The organism is Kribbella sp. CA-293567 (genome assembly GCF_027627575.1).
In the GTDB taxonomy this organism is placed as follows: Bacteria; Actinomycetota; Actinomycetes; order Propionibacteriales; family Kribbellaceae; genus Kribbella.
In genome coordinates this window covers 5,559,468-5,576,748 of sequence record NZ_CP114065.1, presented here as the reverse complement: position 1 = coordinate 5,576,748, position 17,281 = coordinate 5,559,468, and the positions used below count along the sequence as shown (strand labels likewise).

At 68.8% G+C, this 17,281-nt stretch carries 17 protein-coding genes; 9 read left to right on the top strand and 8 right to left on the bottom strand.

Annotated elements, in window-relative coordinates; translation table 11 throughout:
• Positions 1-24 precede the first annotated feature (24 nt).
• A complete protein-coding gene (locus tag OX958_RS25665; protein ID WP_270132007.1) occupies positions 25-1,092 on the top strand; it encodes a LacI family DNA-binding transcriptional regulator in 1,068 nt (355 codons plus the stop codon).
• On the opposite strand, the gene sucD is transcribed toward OX958_RS25665, so the two are convergent.
• Positions 1,089-1,997, bottom strand: coding sequence for a succinate--CoA ligase subunit alpha (gene sucD / locus OX958_RS25660; protein WP_270132005.1), 909 nt, complete (start codon positions 1,995-1,997; stop codon positions 1,089-1,091). The genes OX958_RS25665 and sucD overlap by 4 nt on opposite strands.
• 14 nt (positions 1,998-2,011) lie before the next feature.
• Positions 2,012-3,166 carry an ADP-forming succinate--CoA ligase subunit beta gene (gene sucC / locus OX958_RS25655; protein ID WP_270132003.1) on the bottom strand — a complete coding sequence of 385 codons (1,155 nt, stop codon included), beginning with the start codon at positions 3,164-3,166 and terminating at the stop codon, positions 2,012-2,014.
• Positions 3,167-3,306: 140 nt separating this feature from the next.
• Between sucC and OX958_RS25650 the strand changes: the two genes are divergently transcribed.
• Together OX958_RS25650 and OX958_RS25645 are read left to right on the top strand one after the other, a co-directional pair.
• Positions 3,307-4,677 (top strand): OFA family MFS transporter, encoded by a 1,371-nt coding sequence (locus OX958_RS25650; RefSeq protein WP_270132002.1) that lies wholly within the window; start codon positions 3,307-3,309, stop codon positions 4,675-4,677.
• An 11-nt stretch (positions 4,678-4,688) separates the two neighbouring features.
• Positions 4,689-5,255 (top strand): hypothetical protein, encoded by a 567-nt coding sequence (locus OX958_RS25645; RefSeq protein WP_270132001.1) that lies wholly within the window; start codon positions 4,689-4,691, stop codon positions 5,253-5,255.
• On the opposite strand, the gene OX958_RS25640 is transcribed toward OX958_RS25645, so the two are convergent.
• Positions 5,252-5,536 carry a hypothetical protein gene (locus OX958_RS25640; protein ID WP_270131999.1) on the bottom strand — a complete coding sequence of 95 codons (285 nt, stop codon included), beginning with the start codon at positions 5,534-5,536 and terminating at the stop codon, positions 5,252-5,254. The two genes, OX958_RS25645 and OX958_RS25640, sit on opposite strands and share 4 nt — an antisense overlap.
• 127 nt (positions 5,537-5,663) lie before the next feature.
• On the opposite strand from OX958_RS25640, the gene OX958_RS25635 reads away from it, so the two are divergent.
• From OX958_RS25635 to OX958_RS25615, 5 genes are read left to right on the top strand one after another with little or no spacing between them, the layout of a single operon-like run.
• Positions 5,664-7,382 carry a thiamine pyrophosphate-binding protein gene (locus tag OX958_RS25635; RefSeq protein WP_270131996.1) on the top strand — a complete coding sequence of 573 codons (1,719 nt, stop codon included), beginning with the start codon at positions 5,664-5,666 and terminating at the stop codon, positions 7,380-7,382.
• A 12-nt stretch (positions 7,383-7,394) separates the two neighbouring features.
• Positions 7,395-8,621, top strand: coding sequence for a formyl-CoA transferase (frc, locus tag OX958_RS25630; RefSeq protein ID WP_270131995.1), 1,227 nt, complete (start codon positions 7,395-7,397; stop codon positions 8,619-8,621).
• 37 nt (positions 8,622-8,658) lie between these two features.
• The gene (locus OX958_RS25625; RefSeq protein WP_270131993.1) at positions 8,659-10,803 is read left to right on the top strand and encodes an acetate--CoA ligase family protein; all 2,145 of its coding nucleotides are present in this window, start codon (positions 8,659-8,661) and stop codon (positions 10,801-10,803) included.
• A gap of 42 nt (positions 10,804-10,845) precedes the next feature.
• On the top strand, positions 10,846-12,345 hold the full coding sequence (locus OX958_RS25620; RefSeq protein ID WP_270131992.1) for an Nramp family divalent metal transporter: 1,500 nt from the start codon (positions 10,846-10,848) through the stop codon (positions 12,343-12,345).
• A 1-nt stretch (position 12,346) separates the two neighbouring features.
• Entirely contained in the window at positions 12,347-12,895 is a 549-nt protein-coding gene (locus tag OX958_RS25615; protein ID WP_270131991.1) for a hypothetical protein, read from the top strand.
• A 115-nt stretch (positions 12,896-13,010) separates the two neighbouring features.
• On the opposite strand, the gene OX958_RS25610 is transcribed toward OX958_RS25615, so the two are convergent.
• From OX958_RS25610 to OX958_RS25595, 4 genes are all read right to left on the bottom strand, one after another.
• A complete protein-coding gene (locus tag OX958_RS25610) occupies positions 13,011-13,772 on the bottom strand; it encodes a GntR family transcriptional regulator (RefSeq protein ID WP_270131989.1) in 762 nt (253 codons plus the stop codon).
• Positions 13,773-13,943: 171 nt separating this feature from the next.
• The gene (locus OX958_RS25605; RefSeq protein WP_270131988.1) at positions 13,944-14,108 is read right to left on the bottom strand and encodes a hypothetical protein; all 165 of its coding nucleotides are present in this window, start codon (positions 14,106-14,108) and stop codon (positions 13,944-13,946) included.
• A 154-nt stretch (positions 14,109-14,262) separates the two neighbouring features.
• Entirely contained in the window at positions 14,263-15,204 is a 942-nt protein-coding gene (locus tag OX958_RS25600; protein ID WP_270131986.1) for a LysR family transcriptional regulator, read from the bottom strand.
• Between the two features lie 127 nt (positions 15,205-15,331).
• On the bottom strand, positions 15,332-15,721 hold the full coding sequence (locus OX958_RS25595) for a winged helix-turn-helix transcriptional regulator (RefSeq protein ID WP_270131984.1): 390 nt from the start codon (positions 15,719-15,721) through the stop codon (positions 15,332-15,334).
• A gap of 93 nt (positions 15,722-15,814) precedes the next feature.
• On the opposite strand from OX958_RS25595, the gene OX958_RS25590 reads away from it, so the two are divergent.
• Positions 15,815-16,210: a nuclear transport factor 2 family protein gene (locus OX958_RS25590; RefSeq protein WP_270131982.1), complete on the top strand. Its 396-nt coding sequence runs from the start codon at positions 15,815-15,817 to the stop codon at positions 16,208-16,210.
• Between the two features lie 60 nt (positions 16,211-16,270).
• Here OX958_RS25590 and OX958_RS25585 read toward each other — a convergent pair whose 3' ends face one another.
• Positions 16,271-17,257, bottom strand: a complete 987-nt coding sequence (locus OX958_RS25585; RefSeq protein WP_270131981.1) for an aldo/keto reductase — start codon at positions 17,255-17,257, stop codon at positions 16,271-16,273.
• Positions 17,258-17,281 lie beyond the last annotated feature (24 nt).

Sequence of the window (17,281 nt, the reverse complement as noted above, 5' to 3'; positions counted from 1 at the left end):
CGGAGAGAGCCGAGGGGGGCACCGATGAGAGCGGACGAAACGCCGGTCCAGGCGCCGGTACGCCGACGCCGTGGGCCGTCGATGGCCGACGTCGCGCAACTGGCCGGCGTCTCCGGTCAGACGGTGTCGCGGGTCGCGAACGGCCGGGTCAACGTCGACGCGGACACCCGGGAGCGGGTGCTGGCCGCGATGCGCCAGGTCGGCTACCGGCCGAACAGCGCGGCCCGCGCGCTGCGCAACGGCCGGTTCCGCGGGATCGGCGTGATCGTCTTCGGCCTGTCGAGCTTCGGCAACACCCGTACCCTCGACGCGGTCGCGACCGCCGCGACGGCCAGCGGGTACGCCGTGAACCTGATCCCGGTGCCGGACGCCACCCAGAGCGCGTTGTCGGGCGCCTTCGACCGGCTCGGCGAGCAGGCGGTGGACGGGGTCATCATCCTGATCGAGGCGCACCGGCTCGACGAGGCTGACGTCCGGATGCCCGAGGGGATGCCGGTCGTGGTGATCGACTCGAACGCCGACCTGGACTACCCGGTGGTCGACACCGACCAGGCGCAGGGTGCCCGGCTGGCCGTCGAGCACCTGCTCGACCTCGGGCACCGGACGGTCTGGCACCTCGGCGGCCCCGAGGACTCGTACGCCGCCTCCCGCCGGCTGCGCTCGTGGCGCCAGACCCTGACCGACCGCGGCTGCACGGTGCCGCCGGTGTTGACCGGTGACTGGTCGGCCGGCTCCGGCTACGAGGCCGGCCGTGAGCTTGCCGCCAACCCGGACGTCACCGCGGTCTTCGCGGCCAACGACCAGATGGCACTCGGTCTGCTGCGCGCTCTGCACGAACGCGGCCGGGCGGTCCCCGGCGACGTCAGCGTGGTGGGCTTCGACGACATGGAGGAAGCCGCCCAGTTCTGGCCGCCGCTGACCACGATCCGGCAGTCCTTCGCCGAGGTCGCCCGTCGCAGTGTCGACGCCCTGATCGACGAGATCCAGGCGGGTGAGCACCACCACCAGCCCGTTGCCGTCGGCACCGAGCTGGTGGTGCGCGCCAGTACGGCGCCGCCGCGCGGGACGACGGCGGCGCGGCCGGGCTCCTAGGGCAGGTCTCCCGAGTGGACGAGAAGCTGGTCGAGCGCGTCCCGCATCAGCCGGGCCGCCTCGCTCGGCGTCCGGCCGACCTTCACGCCGACGGCCTCGAGCGCCTGCTGCTTGGCGACCGCCGTCCCGGATGAGCCGGAGACGATGGCGCCGGCATGACCCATCGTCTTGCCCTCGGGAGCGGTGAAGCCGGCGACGTACCCGATCACGGGCTTGGTGACGTACTGCGCGATGAAGGCCGCCGCGCGTTCCTCGGCGTCGCCGCCGATCTCGCCGATCAGCACGATCGCCTCGGTGTCCGGGTCGTCCTGGAACTCCCGCAACGCGTCGATGTGCGTCGTCCCGATGATCGGGTCGCCACCGATCCCGATCGCGGTGGTGAAGCCGTAGTCACGCAGCTCGTGCATCATCTGGTAGGTCAGCGTGCCGGACTTCGACACCAGCCCGATCCGGCCCGGACCGGCGATGTCGGCCGGAATGATGCCCGCGTTCGCCTGGCCGGGACTGATCAGGCCGGGGGAGTTGGGTCCGATGATCCGGGTGGTGCCGGACGCCCGCGCGTGCGCGAAGAACGCGGCGGTGTCGTGCACCGGCACGCCTTCGGTGATCACCACCACCAGCGCGATGCCGGCGTCGATCGCCTCGATCACCGCGGCCCTGGTGAACCGCGGCGGCACGAAGACGATCGACACGTCGGCTCCGGTCGCCCGCACCGCGTCCGCGCACGAGCCGTGGACCGGGATCGACCGCTTGGCGAAGTCGACCGACTGCCCGCCCTTGCCCGGCGTCACGCCGCCGACGATATTGGTGCCTGCGGCAAGCATCCGGGACGTGTGCTTCAGCCCTTCCGCCCCGGTCATGCCCTGCACGACGACCCTGCTGTTCCGGGTCAGGAAAATAGCCATCTTCGTGAACCTCCTCAGGCCTGCGCGGCCAGTTCGGCGGCGCGGTCCGCGGCGCCGTCCATGGTGTCGACCACCGTCACCAGTGGGTGGGCGGCCCGGGCGAGAATGCGCCGGCCCTCCGCCACGTTGTTGCCGTCCAGCCGGACCACGAGCGGCTTGCCGGCCTCGCTGCCGAGCAGTTCGAGCGCCTGCACGATGCCGTTCGCGACCGCGTCACAGGCGGTGATGCCGCCGAACACGTTCACGAACACGCTGCGCACCTGTGGGTCACCGAGGACGATGCTCAACCCGTTGCGCATCACCTCGGCGGAGGCGCCGCCGCCGAGGTCGAGGAAGTTGGCCGGCCGCACCCCGCCGTGCGCCTCACCGGCGTACGCGACGACGTCGAGGGTCGACATCACCAGTCCGGCACCGTTGCCGATGATGCCGACCGAGCCGTCGAGCTTGACGTAGTTCAGGCCCTTGGCCTGGGCCGCGGCCTCCAGTGGATCGGCGGCCGCGTGATCGGCGAAGGCCGCGTGGTCGGGGTGCCGGTACGCCGCGTTCTCGTCGAGCGTCACCTTGCCGTCCAGCGCCTCCAGCGAACCGTCACCGAGCTTCACCAGCGGATTGACCTCCACCAGGGATGCGTCCTCCTGGACGAACACCTCCCACAACGCCCGTACGACGGACGCCGCCTCGGCGGGGAAGCCCGCGGCGGCGACGATCTCGGCCGCCTTCGCCTCGTCGACGCCGACCGCCGGATCGATCGGCACCTTCGCGATCGCATCCGGGTCGCTGTGCGCGACCTCCTCGATCTCGACCCCGCCTTCGGTGCTCGCGATGCACAGGTAGTTGCGCTCGGCCCGGTCCACCACGAAGGACAGGTAGTACTCCTCGGCGATGTCCGCGGCCGGCGCGAGCAGCACCCGGCGGACGGTGTGGCCCTTGATGTCCATGCCGAGGATGTCGCCGGCCCGCGCGGTCGCCTCGGCGGCATCCGCGGCCAGCTTGACCCCACCGGCCTTGCCGCGGCCGCCGGCCTTGACCTGCGCCTTGACCACCACCCGGCCGCCCAGTTCCTCGGCCGCCGCGGCGGCGTCGGCCGCGTCCTCGACCACCCGGCCGAGGGTGACCGGCACCCCGTGCCGGGCGAAGAGTTCTTTGGCTTGGTACTCCATCAGATCCACGGAAGTCCTCCTCGGCATGAGCGGATGTGGCGACTGTATTCTGTATGCACTTCCATCACAAGGGTGGCCGAGCTCTGGACAGCGGCGACGGAGACAGGTACCAAAGGCTCATACGGTATGCAGTAGCCAAGGAGGCTCCGATGAAGCCACGGGATGTGCGTGACGTGTACGGCCGCCAGTACCGGGTCGGCGAGGACGCCCAGGAACTCACCGGCCACCCGAGGCGATGGCAGCTCTGGGCTGCCTGGGCCTGCATGGTGGCGATCAGCCCACTGCAGTACTCGTTCGGGTCGGCCGCGCTGGATCTTCAGGCCGGCCGGGGCTGGGGCGCGGTCCCGACGATGTGGTTGCTCGCTCTCTTCGTCGCTGCTCAGGCGCTGGTCGCGATTCCGGCCGCCTGGCTCCAGCGCGTACGCCGGGCCTCGCCGACCCAACTCGTCGTACTGGGTGGGGTGTTCGCCGCCGCTGGTCTGGCGACGTTGGCGCACTCGGCCAGCTATCTGGCGGTGGTGCTCGGCTACGCGTTGATCGGCGGCACCGGAGCCGGTCTCGTGTACGCCGCCTGCATCACGACCGCGGCCCGCTGGTTCCCCGACAAGCGGGTCGCCACGATCGGGTTCGTCACCGGCGGCTTCGCTGTCGGCGCCGTTCCGAGTATCGGCCTGCTGGCCTTCACCGACCACCGCCTCGTCTTCGATCTCGCGGCCGCGCTGGTGCTCCTGGTCGTGATGACGGCCGGCAGTGTGCTGAAGGATCCTCCCCGGCACTGGTGGCCGGCCGACCTCGACGCGCAGGCCTGGGCCGTGGACCGCAAGCTCAACCGCAGCATCCCGAACAACCTGCCCGCCGCCCGGCACTACCGCCCGGGCGAGGCGATGCGTACCGGTGCGCTGCCGATGATGTGGCTGACCCTCGCACTCTGCACAGCGCTGTCGTTGTTCGGTATCGCGTTCGTGGTCAGCTATGCGATCCAGGCGGGGCTGAGTCTCGCGGTGGCCGGCTTCGCGGCGGGAATGCTTGCTGCGGTCAACGGTCTCGGCCGGTCCTTCGCCGGTCACCTGTCGGACCGGTTCGGCCGCCGCCGGGTGCTGGCCGCCGTACTGATGATCGAAGGGCTCGCCCACGTCGGACTGGTACTGGCGGGCGAGTCCGGCGCCGGGTGGGCGTTCGTGCTCTGCGCGATGTTCGCGGGCCTCGGCGGCGGCGCGTTCTACGCGATCATGGCCAATCTGGTGCTCGAGTTCTTCGGCGAGAACAGTCTGCTGCAGAACCAGGCGATCCTGTACTCCGCCAAGGCGGCCGGTGGTCTGGTCGGGATCGGCGTCACCGCCAGTGTGGTGGAGGCGTTCGGCTACCGCCCGGTCTTTCTCGGTGCGGGCGTGCTCGGTCTCGTCACCGCTCTGACCGTCCGCTTCCTGAAACAGCCGGGCCGGCCGTCGCTGACGGAAAGACGGCAACTGGGTACCCCGGTCGCCGGTACCGTCTCGTTGCAGGGCCGGCCGGGCGAGTGACCTACGGCCGGGTGGCGCGGCCCGAACCGTGTGTCCTGGAACTGGTCTCCAAGCTGGCGCGAGAGCCCTGGACGGATCGCCCGGCCTGCGTTCATCCGGTCCTCGGCTCGATCGCCCGGATGGTCCACGACCACAGCACGAAGGCCGGCCGGCGGAAGCTCCTGCCACTGGCGCCGGCCTTCCTCGGCACGGCCGAACCGGGGATCGACCGTTCGGCCCGGCTGGTGGCGCTTTGTGTGGCGACCGCGCGAACGGCGGCCACCGACCTCGGCCAAGGCGAGCGCGGGCGGTTGGCCAGAGCGCATCAGACCGCGCTCTTCCTGCTGAAATCCGCGCCCGCACCTGATGGTCCGGCGCGGTGGTGGTTGCCGGTGCTCGACCGGATCGCTCTGAGCGAGCCGTTGTACCGCAACTTCATCGCGCCAGAACACGCCGCCGAGGCCGTGGTCGTGGCTGCGCGTACTGCCGACGACATTCGGCTTCGTCACCTACTGAAGCAGTGTCTGCGGTTGCTCGATGCCAAGGACATGGACGTGCTGGACCCTCAGCCTCGCCTCGCCGCACCGAGGGTTCGCTAGAAGGTACTCCGGCCGGGCGCGCCGACGCCTTCGTGGTCGGCGTCGCCGGTGGCCCACAGGTGATGGTCGTACTCGTCGTCGGGGATGACGACGAGCTCTTGGCGTTGTGGAGCATGCAGCTGCTCCTCCAGTCGCCGCAGGTCCGTCGAGCACCGGGCGACGTCATCGACCAGGCGGAGTACGTCGAGGTGCGGGCCGAGCTGGTTCCGTAACCCCGCAAGGGCTTTCTCGAGGTTCCGGACCGCACGGCGGGTCTGGCGCAGTTCGTCCTGGATCGTCACGTCCACTCCCTGCCGAGCTCTGGACAACGGGTTCCGCGGTGCGATAAGACTACGACTACCACATACGGTATGCAATCTACAGGCTGACCTTCCCGAGCGGCCTTCCTCCGAGGAGATGACTGCACAGATGGCGCAAACAGTTTCCGAAAGCAATGCGGTGATCACCGAGCCGGCGCCGAGCACGGCGACGATCTCCGGCGGCCATCTGGTGGCCAAGGCCCTCAAGGCCGAAGGGATCGACGTGATCTTCACCCTCTGCGGAGGGCACATCATCGACATCTACGACGGCTGCGTCGACGAGGGCATCGCCGTCGTCGACGTCCGGCACGAGCAGGTCGCAGCGCACGCCGCCGACGGCTACGCCCGGATGACCGGCAAGCCGGGGTGTGCGGTCGTCACCGCCGGCCCCGGGACGACGGACGCCGTCACCGGAGTCGCCAACGCCTTCCGGGCGGAGAGCCCGATGCTGCTGATCGGCGGCCAGGGCGCCCTCAACCAGCACAAGATGGGCTCACTGCAGGACCTCCCGCACGTCGACATGATGACGCCGATCACCAAGTTCGCCGCCACCGTGCCGCACACCGCCCGGGTGGCCGACATGGTCTCGATGGCGTTCCGCGAGTGCTACAACGGCGCTCCCGGTCCGTCCTTCCTGGAGATCCCGCGCGACATCCTGGACAACTCCGTCCCGGTCGAGTCCGCGATCGTCCCCGAGACCGGCCGGTACCGCGGCTCGACCAAGAGCATCGGCGACCCGGCGAACGTCGAGGCGCTCGCCGATCTGCTGGCCCGCGCGGAGAAGCCCGTCGTCCTGCTCGGCACCCAGGTCTGGACCGCTCGCGGCAGTGACGCGGCGATCGACTTCGTCCGCAAGCTGAACATCCCGGCGTTCATGAACGGCTCGGCCCGCGGCACCCTGCCGCCCGGCGACCCGCACCACTTCCACCTGTCCCGGCGGTACGGCTTCGACAACGCCGACCTGATCCTGATCGTCGGTACGCCGTTCGACTTCCGGATGGGCTACGGCCGCCGGCTGCCGAAGGGCGCGACCGTGGTCCAGATCGACCTGGACTACCGCACCGTCGGCAAGAACCGCGACATCGATCTCGGCCTGGTCGGCGACCCGGGCGCGATCCTCGCGGCGGTCACGCAGGCTTCCTCCGGCCGGATCGCGAAGGCCGGTGACCGCAAGGCCTGGTTCAGCGAACTGCGGGCCGAAGAGGACGCGGCGTACCAGAAGCGGCTGCCGCGGCAGTTGTCGGACGCCAACCCGATCCACCCGCTGCGGCTGGCGCACGAGATCAACGAGTTCCTCACCGAGGACTCCATCTACATCGGTGACGGCGGCGACATCGTCACCTTCTCCGGTGGCGTGGTGCAGCCCAAGTCGCCCGGCCACTGGATGGACCCGGGACCGCTCGGCACCATCGGGGTCGGCATCCCGTTCGTGATGGCGGCGAAGTACGCCCGGCCGGACAAGGAGGTGGTCGCGCTGTTCGGTGACGGCGCCTTCTCGCTGACCGGCTGGGACTTCGAGACGCTGGTCCGGTTCAAGCTCCCGTTCGTCGGGGTGGTCGGCAACAACTCGTCGATGAACCAGATCCGCTACGGCCAGGAAGCGAAGTACGGGCAGGACCGGGGCCGGATCGGCAACACGCTCGGCGACGTCAAGTACGACCAGTTCGCCAAGATGCTCGGCGGCTACGGCGAAGAGGTCCGTGATCCCAAGGACATCGGGCCGGCCATGCAGCGGGCCCGCGAGTCCGGCCTGCCGTCGCTGATCAACGTGTGGGTCGATCCGGACGCCTACGCGCCCGGAACGATGAACCAGACCATGTACAAGTAGCGGAGGACCGTCATGCCCAAGGCCCTTGAAGGTGTTCGTGTACTCGACATGACGCACGTGCAGTCCGGACCGTCCTGCACCCAGATCCTGGCCTGGCTCGGCGCCGACGTGATCAAGCTGGAGGCGCCGACCGGAGACATCACCCGGCAGCAGTTGCGCGACCTGCCCGACGTCGACAGCCTCTACTTCACCATGCTGAACTGCAACAAGCGCAGCATCACGCTGAACATGAAGTCCGAGCGGGGCAAGGAGATCTTCACCGACCTGGTGAAGAACTCCGACATCCTGGTGGAGAACTTCGCCCCCGGCGCGATCGACCGGATGGGTTTCACCTGGGACCGGCTGCAGCTGATCAACCCGGAGCTGATCTACGCCTCGATCAAGGGCTTCGGCCCGGGCCGCTACGAGGACTTCAAGGCCTACGAGGTGGTCGCCCAGGCGATGGGCGGCGCGATGAGCACGACCGGTTTCGAGGACGGGCCGCCGACCGCCACCGGGGCTCAGATCGGTGACTCCGGGACCGGCATCCACCTGGTCGCCGGCATCCTCGCGGCCCTGTACCAGCGGACCGTCACCGGGAAGGGACAGCGGGTCAGCGTGGCGATGCAGGAGGCCGTGCTGAACCTGACCCGGGTCAAGCTGCGCGACCAGCAGCGGCTCGCGCACGGTCCGCTCAAGGAGTACCCGAACGACAACTTCGGTGACGAGGTACCGCGCTCCGGCAACGCCTCGGGCGGTGGACAGCCCGGCTGGGCCGTCCGGACCGCGCCCGGCGGGCCGAACGACTACATCTACGTGATCGTCCAGCCGCCCGGCTGGGCCCCGATCGCGCACCTGATCGGCAAACCCGAGTTGGCCGACGACCCGGACTGGAACAGCCCGGCGGCCCGGCTCGACAAGCTCGACAAGATGTTCGCGCTGATCGAGACCTGGACCGAGCAGCACACCAAGTTCGAGGTGATGGAGAAGCTGAACGCGCTGAACGTGCCGTGCGGCCCGATCCTGTCCACCCGGGAACTGATCGAGGACGAGACGCTGGCCGAACTCGGCGCGGTCGTCGAGGTGAAGCACCCGCAGCGCGGCACCTTCAAGACCGTCGGCTGCCCGATCAAGCTGTCCGACTCGCCGGTCCAGGTGGAGACCTCACCCGGTCTGGGCGAGCACAACTCCGCGATCTACGGCGGTCTCGGCATCGACACCGCGGAACTGGCGGAGCTCAAGGCCGCCGGCGTCGTCTGAACGCTGTCCACCCATCTGCTTCTGAGGAGCTTCAGGCATGACTTATGACAAGGCAGCTGTCCAGACCGTCCTCGATCAGGCGCTGGCGGAAGGCCGGACCTCGCTGAGCGCCCCCGAGGCCAAACTGGTCGCGGACGCCTACGGCATCCCGACCCCGGGAGAAGGGCTCGCCGCGACCGCCGAGGAGGCCGCCGGGCTGGCGGCCGAGATCGGCTTCCCGGTCGTGCTGAAGATCGTCTCGCCGGACATCCTGCACAAGACCGAGGCGGGTGGCGTGGTGGTCGGCGTCGACAGCGCGGAGGCGGCGGTGACGGCGTACGAGCGGATCGTCGCCAACGCCCGTGCCTACGACGCCTCCGCGCGGATCACCGGCGTACAGGTGCAGAAGATGCTGGTCACCGGTGGCGACGTCCAGGAGGTCATCGTCGGGTCGGTCACCGACGAGACCTTCGGCAAGATCGTCGCCTTCGGGCTCGGTGGGGTGCTGGTCGAGGTGCTGAAGGACGTCACCTTCCGGCTGGCGCCGACCTCGCCGGCCGAGGCCCGCTCGATGGTCGACGGGATCGGCGCGCACGAGATGCTCAACGGCGTGCGCGGCTCGAAGCCGGTGGACAAGGACGCGATCGCCGCGATCATCAGCAGACTGTCCGACCTGGTGGAGGACTTCCCGCAGTTCGCGGAGGTCGATCTCAACCCGGTGCTGGCCGGCCCGGACGGTGCCACCGCGGTGGACTTCCGGATCATCGTCGACGCCGAGGCCGGCAAACCGGTCGAGCGGTACAGCCAGGACGAGATCCTGACCGCGATGACCCGGATCATGAGGCCGCGGGCGGTGGCCGTGATCGGCGCCTCCAACGAGGACGGCAAGATCGGCAACTCGGTGATGAAGAACCTGGTCAACGGTGGGTACGCCGGCGACATCTACCCGATCAACCCCAAGGGTGGCGAGGTTCTCGGGCTGAAGGCGTTCCCGTCGATCACCGACGTGCCGGGCGACGTGGACGTGGCGGTGTTCGCCGTACCGGCCAAGTTCGTCGGCGGCGCGCTCGAGCAGTGCGGTGAGAAGGGCGTGGCCGGGGCCATCCTGATCCCGTCGGGCTTCGCCGAGACCGGTGAGCAGGAACTGCAGGACGAGGTCGTGGCGATCGCGCGCAAGCACGGCGTACGGATCCTGGGGCCGAACATCTACGGCTACTACTACCTGCCGGAGCAGCTCTGCGCCACCTTCTGTACGCCGTACGACGTGCAGGGCAGTGTCGCGCTGTCCTCGCAGAGCGGCGGGATCGGGATGGCGATCCTCGGCTTCAGCCGATCGAGCCGGATGGGTGTCTCCGCGATCGTTGGAGTAGGCAACAAGGCCGACATCGACGAGGATGACCTCCTCACGTTCTTCGAGACCGACGACAACACCAAGCTGATCGCCATGCATCTGGAAGATCTCAAGGACGGCCGCGCCTTCGCGGAGACGGCCGCGCGGGTGTCGAAGAAGAAGCCCGTGGTGGTGCTCAAGGCCGGCCGGACCAGTGCGGGCGCCAAGGCCGCTAGCTCGCATACGGGAGCGCTGGCCGGCAACGACAAGGTCTACGACGACATCCTGCGGCAGAGCGGGGTGGTTCGCGCGCCGGGCCTGAACGAGATGCTCCAGTACGCCCGGGGCATTCCGCTGCTGCCGACGCCGAAGGGCGAGAACGTCGTCATCATCACCGGCGCGGGCGGCTCGGGAGTCCTGCTCTCGGACGCCTGCGTCGACAACGGGCTGCAGCTGATGACGATCCCGCCGGACCTGGACGCGGCGTTCAGGAAGTTCATTCCGCCGTTCGGCGCGGCCGGCAACCCCGTCGACATCACCGGTGGCGAGCCGCCGGCGACATACCGCAACACGGTCGCGCTCGGACTCGAGGACGACCGGATCCATGCACTGATCCTGGGCTACTGGCACACGATCGTGACACCGCCGATGGTGTTCGCCGAGCTGGTCGCCGAGGTGGTCGAGGAGTACCGGGCCAAGGGTATCGACAAGCCCGTGGTCGCCTCGCTGTCGGGGGACGTCGAGGTGGAGGAAGCCAGTCAGTACCTGTTCGAGCACGGCATCGTCGCCTATCCGTACACCACCGAGACACCCGTCCAGGTGCTCGGTGCCAAGTACCGCTGGGCCCGGAACGCGGGTCCGCTCGGTTCGTGAAAGGTCCCTCTCGTCAGCTGGCGTCGATCTAAGGAGTCCGCCTTGGACGTCACAAGCAAGACCTCAGAAGTACCCGAAGATCCCGCGGTCCCGGCCGGCACCGAGCGGGTCTGGAAGGCCGGCCGGCTCGAACCGATGCCGATCCGGCCGCTGCCGCCGGCCCCACCCTCGCTGCACATCCTCGGTCCGACCGTCTTCCTGGTCGCGCTGGGCGTCGGTATGGGCGAGTCCTACATGTGGCCCCGGCTCGTCCTGGTGTTCGGGCCGGACATCCGCTGGCTGTTCATGGTCGGTGTCACCCTGCAGGCGTTCGTGCTGCTGGAGATGGCGCGGTACGCGATGGCGACCGGGGAGAGCATCTTCTTCGGCGCCGCGCGGGTGTTCAAACCGCTGATGTGGTTCTTCTACGTCGCGGCGATCCTGATCTACATCTGGCCGGGGCATCTCTCGGCCGGCGCGGCCGCCTTCGAGGAGATCTCCGGGATCCCCTGGCAGCTGTCGGCCTGTGTGGCGCTGATCTTCGTCGGGGTGCTGTTCAGCCTGCTGTCGGTGATCTACAACTTCCTGGAGAAGCTGCTCGGTTTCCTGATCGGCTTCCTGGTCGTCGGCACCTCGGTGATCGCGGCGATCGTCGGCAGCTGGGACGACCTGGCCCAGACGTTGTCGGGCATGTTCGCGGTCGGCTTCCTGCCGGACAAGGCGCTGTCGGACGTGTGGTTCCCGATCCTGGTCGGGTCGATCGCCTTCGCCGGCCCGTCCGGGATGCAGCAGATGTGGTACACCCTGCAGTTGCGCGACAGCGGCGCCGGCATGGGCGCGCACATCCCGAAGATCCGTGGCCTGCGGTCCGCGGACGAGGCGGAGTCGATGCCGTCGCGCGGGTACATGTTCGACACCGAGGACCCCGAGGAGATGAAGAAGTGGAAGGGCTGGCGCAAGTGGGTCACCTTCGACGCGCTGCTGCTCTTCTGGGGAATCACCATGCTGGTGACGATCTCGTTCACCGTGCTGGCGATGTCGGCGGCCCGGGAGAACCCGGACGTGGCCGGGCTGATCGAGGGAGGTGACCGGGAGGCCGCTCTGAAGGCGATGTCGGACGCGTTCGCCTCGGCCGGCAGCCCGATCCTGGGCACGCTGTTCTTCGCCTTCATCGCGCTGATCGGGTTGAACGCCACGCTGGGGCTGTTCGACTCGTTCTCCCGCGGCCAGGCGGACATGACCTACTACTTCGTCCCGGGCGCCAAGCGGTTCTCGATGTCCAAGCTGTACGCCGGATTCCTCTGGGGCGTGATCACCTTCGGGATCCTGATCCTGCTGTTCGGGCCGGCCGACGGTCCGGCGGGCATCCTGGACATCCTGGCGTTCCTGTCCACCTTCGCGATGGGTGCCTACTGCGTGGTGTTGCTCCTGGTGAACAACAAGCTGCTGCCCAAACCGATCCGGCCCGGGCCGGTGCGCAACGCCATCATCGGGTTCGGCGCGGTGTTCTACCTGGGCATGCTGTTCTACAGCCTGGTGCGCTTCGGCGTGGTCGTGGGCTGAGATGATCGACGCAAAGGTCCGGCAGCTGGCGGAGTTCTCCGTGCCCGCCGCCTCGGTGGGAGCAGCAGCCGGTCTCGTCGCCGGCGGGTTGGCCGCGTTCGTCGGCCGGCCCGCCGGCTGGGCGATCGTGACCGGCCTGGGACTGGCCGTCCCGCTGGCCGCCTTCGGCATCGGGTACGCCGTACTGCTTGCCCTCGGCAAGCTTCCTCCCGGGGTGTTCGCCCCGGCTGCGGTCTACTGGGTGATCGGCTTCCCGCTGGCCCTGATGGTGCACGCGATCGTCACCGAATGGACCGTCACCGGCACGTCGGGCCTCCCGGCGGACCCCTGGCGGTTCCTGGCCTTCCGCGCGCTGCTCAGCATGGGCTTCGCGATCGGCTTCCTGTGGATGCACGAACAGCTGGGCCGCCACTGGTGGCCCCGGATCCTCGACCACAACCCGTACGCCCGCCGGGTCGTCACGCAGTACGTAGAACTGGCCACCTCCCTGGCCGAACGCAAAGCAGCCACCACCCGGTCCCGCACCAACCGCCGCCGCACCCCCGCCTGACCCAGCCCGCCGTTCGAGAGTTACCCCCTCCAACGGCGGGTTACCCCATGGCCTGACGCGGGGTAACTCGCCGGAACTCGGGGTAGGTCGAAGGATGGGGGGCAGCTGGTGGGGGTCAGTTGGTGGTACGGCGGCGGCGAGGGGTCGGCTTTTTCTCCGGGGCGGGGGGTTCTGCGGGCTCCGCGCCGGCCTGCAGGTCGCGGTACGCCTTACGGGTGTGCTCGGTGTGCTCGCGCATGATCTGAGCGGCCTTGTCCTCGTCGCCGTCGGCGATCGCCTTGACCAGCCGGGTGTGCTCGCGCCACGAAGCGGCGCCGCGGACCGGGGCGACCGGCGTGTAGTACCAGCGGACCCGCCGGTCGACCTGGCCGGCGAAGTCGACCAGGAAGCGGTTGCCGGACATCTCGGTGATCAGGCCGTGCAGCTCGGCGTTCGTCCGGACGGCGCCGTCGATGTCGCCGGTCTCCTGCAGGTTCGCGCCGATCTTGCAGAGCTCTCTGAGCTTGGCCACCGCTTCCTTGTCCGGATTGCGAGCGGCCAGTCGCGCGGACTCGGACTCGAGCGCCGCCCGAGCGGCCAGCAGTTGATCGACCTCGTCCTCGGCCGGCACGTGCACCATCGCGCCGAACCCCGGCCGCAGATCGACCCAGCCCTCGTTGTTGAGTCGCTGGAGAGCCTCGCGCACCGGCTGCCGGGAGACGCCGAGGATGCCGGCCAGTTCCACCTCGACCAGGTGCCGGCCGCGCTCCAGGGTGCCGTCGATGATCATCTCGGTCAGTGCCTCGTAGACCGACTCACGCAGGGGCGTCGGCCGCTTGACGTGCCGGACGCCGGGGGAGTCGGAGTTGGCATCCGGGCCCGCGCTGATTGTCGTCATGAGGTCCTTCCCCGCTGGTGATCGAGAAACGTGTGGCACTTGGTAGACAGTCTACCAAGTGCCACTGGTTGTCGTCCTGCTCCCGGCGCCCCGGATCCCTGCATTCTGCCCGCGCGGAGTCCGCCGCCGCGGGAGGTCAGGCCGGTCCGGGACACCGATCGGGCGTTCGGCTCAGGCGGCGGTCGTGATCCGCTCCGACTCTTCGCCGTTCTCGGAGCGGCCGGCGTCGTGCTGCTGGAGCTCCGCGTCGACGGTCAGTTCCTGCTGCAGTTCCGGTGCGTCCGGAAACTGCGGGCGGGCCGCCAGAGCGCCGAACCTACGGGTGAAGATCATCATGCCCTCTCATTCGAGTCGAAATACTGGCTTCTGTATACATTCAACCAGGCTGAACGACTCGAAATGCCCCTGTCTCACGTGATCCCGGTTACGTCCTACGTGATCCCGCTTACAGGCGGGAGCGATACGCCGCGCGCCCGGTGAGAGGTGCCCGCTATCGGATCAGTTGCGTGCTCATGAGGTGAACGTCGAGCAGTTCGTCCAGGGCGGTGTGGACGCCGGCCAGCCGGGCGACGTCCAGCAGCGCGCGGGCGAGAACCGGCTCGGGGCTCCGGGCGGCGATCACCAGGCCGACGCGCGGGCCGTGCGCGGGACTCTTCAGCGGAACGACCTTCATCCCGGCCGGTACGCCGAACATGTGCAGCCAGGCGTGCGAGATGACGGTCGACCAATGGTTGCCGCGCAGGTGGCTGTAGAGGCCCGAGACGGTGTCGCTCTCGATCGCAGGGCGGGCCGTTACGCCGTCGTCGGTGAAGTAGTCGTTCATGATCCGCCGGTTGCGCATCTGCGGCGAAAGCAGGCACAACGGTTGCTTCGATACCTCTGCCCAGGTCGCGACCGGAAGTTCCGCGAGTACGCCGTCCTCCGGGGTCAGCAACAGGTAACGCTCTTCGTACAGGGGTGTCTTGCGGACCTGGCCGAGCGTGTCGTCGTCGAGATAGGTCATCGCGACGTCCAGTTCGAACTCGGCCAGCTTCTGGGTGATGTCGCGCGACGACAGCGATTTCAGTGTGACTCGCGCCTGCTGGTGGCGTTCGCAGAAGGGGGTGGTCAGCAACGAGACGACGGGCATCGCGGTCGGGATCGCCCCGAGCCGGAGCGTGCCGGTCAATCCGCCGCGCATCACCGACAGCTCGTGCCGCAGTGCGTCACGCTCGGCCAGGATGCGTTGCGCCCAGAGCAGGACCCGATCGCCTTCAGGGGTGAGTCCTTCGTAGCGGCGGCTGCGCCGGACGATCGGTACGTCGAGCTCTTGCTCCAGCTTGCGGATCCCCGCGGACAGCGAGGGCTGCGACACGTAGCAGGCGTCGGCCGCGCGGGCGAAGTGCCGTTCCCGGGCGAGGGAGACGAGGTACTCGAGCTGGCGCAGCAGCATCGCGGATCAGCCTCGACCCGGCGGGCAGCCGACAGAATACCGTTCGTCTGTATACATAATCCAACCTTACGTGGCTGGAGCGGTACCCGGAAGAGCCGGAGCCGCTGAACTCATCCAGGGCAGCGTGTCAGCGATCGTCGTACGCGTCGCGGGCCGCGAGTACCTCGGGGATGTGCTGCTCGGCCCAGCGGCACAGTGCCGTCAACGGGCCTTGCAGGGTGCGGCCGAGCGGAGTCAGTTCGTACTCGACGCGGGGCGGGACCTCAGGGAACGAGCGGCGGACGACCATGCCGTCCCGCTCCAGATCGCGCAGGGTGTCGGTGAGGACCTTGCCGCTGATCCCCTCCAGTGCCGTCCGGATGTCACCGAACCGCAGCGGGCCGTCGTCGAGGACGACCACGATCATCGCGGTCCACTTGTTGGCGATCCGGGCCAGTGAGGTCCTTGACGGGCACTGGCTGGAGAGCACGTTCCAGGCCTGTCCCGACGGCGGCGCGTAGGTTTTCTGTCGCGACATCGTCACACCGCCCATTAGTTACGTTGAGGTTAATGGTCACCAATAGTAAGTATTGGCCTCCAGAAGGACAAACGACCTGAGCTGGAGGAAATGATGAGCGACCCGGTGGCAGTGGTGCAGCAGTACTTCGACGCGCTCGCGGCGAAGGATTTCGCCGGGGTGGCGGGCTTTCTGGCCGACGACATCGTCTGGCACCAGCCCGGTGCCAACCGGTTCTCCGGCCACCAGCGCGGCGCCGGCGCGGTGAACGCGATGATCGGCGGGATGATGGAGGTCAGCGAGGGCACCTTCGAGCTGGCGCTGACCGGCCCGCCGATGCTGAACGGCGAGGACCTGGTCGCCGCGCCGATCCACTTCACCGCGCAGCGCGCCGGCGCCGACCTCGGTCAGGACGGCATCGACCTGCTCAAGGTTGCCGACGGCAAGATCGTCGAGGTCTGGCTGTTCTCTGCCGACCAGCCCGGCGAGGACGCCTTCTGGGGGCGCTGACCGCTCCGTTTCCGCCGCAGACTGTCACGGGGGCAGCCTGCGGCGGACCTGTTCACGGAGTCAGTCGGAGGGGATGGCGTCGAGGGTGGCGAGCTGGCCGGGGGAGAGGGTGATCGAGCCGGCCGCGAGGTTCTCGGCCAGGTGGCCGGGGTTGCTGGTGCCGGGGATGGCCAGGACGTGCGGGCCCTTCGCCAGGGTCCAGGCGATCCGGATCTGAGCCGGTGTGGCGCCGTGGTCGCGCGAGATCGCGACGACGGGATCGGTGTCGGCGACGCCGCCCTCCTCCCGTCCGGTGGCGGTGACCGCGAAGAACGGCACGAACGCGATTCCCTGCTCGCCGCAGGCGGCGAGCAGGCCGTCGTTGATCCGGCCGAAGCCGACGCCGTACCGGTTCTGGACCGCGATCACGGGCGCGATCTCCTGAGCTTGCGGGAGGTGCCCGGGACGGATGTTGGAGAGGCCGAGGTGCCGGATCAGGCCGGCCTGGCGCAGTTCCGCCAGTACGCCGAAGTGCTCGGCGACCGAGGTGAGACCGTGCTGGCGCAGGTACACCAGATCGAGCGTCTCGAGCCCGAGTTGCCGCAGGTTGTCCTCGACGAGTTGACGGAGTTGGTCGGGCCGGGCCAGCCCGTGCTCCGTCGGTCCGACCTTGGTCGCGATGAAGAGATCGTCGGCGTACGGGGTGAGAGCCCGGCGGATGGCGTCGTTGGCCCAGTCGAGGCTGTGGAACCCGTGTTGCTCGCCGGGGCGGCCGTACGACGGGTAGAAGGCGGCGGTGTCGAGATGGTTGACGCCGAGCTCAACCGCGCGTCGAAGGAGAGTCGTCACGCGCTCGCTGTCGGGGCGGGCGTCGGGCACGGCGGTCGGCGTATCGGGTGTTCTGTGGGCGATCGGACCGCTTCCGCCGAGGCGCTTGGCTCCGAAGCCGATCCGGTTCACCAGTTGCTCACCCAGTTTCCAGGTCTCCACCGGATTCGCGGTCTTGCGGTTCGCGCTGCCAGATGCTAGATTTGAGCTGAGATCTGCGTCCACATCTGTTCTGTGCATCCGCACAGGATACGGCCACCAGCC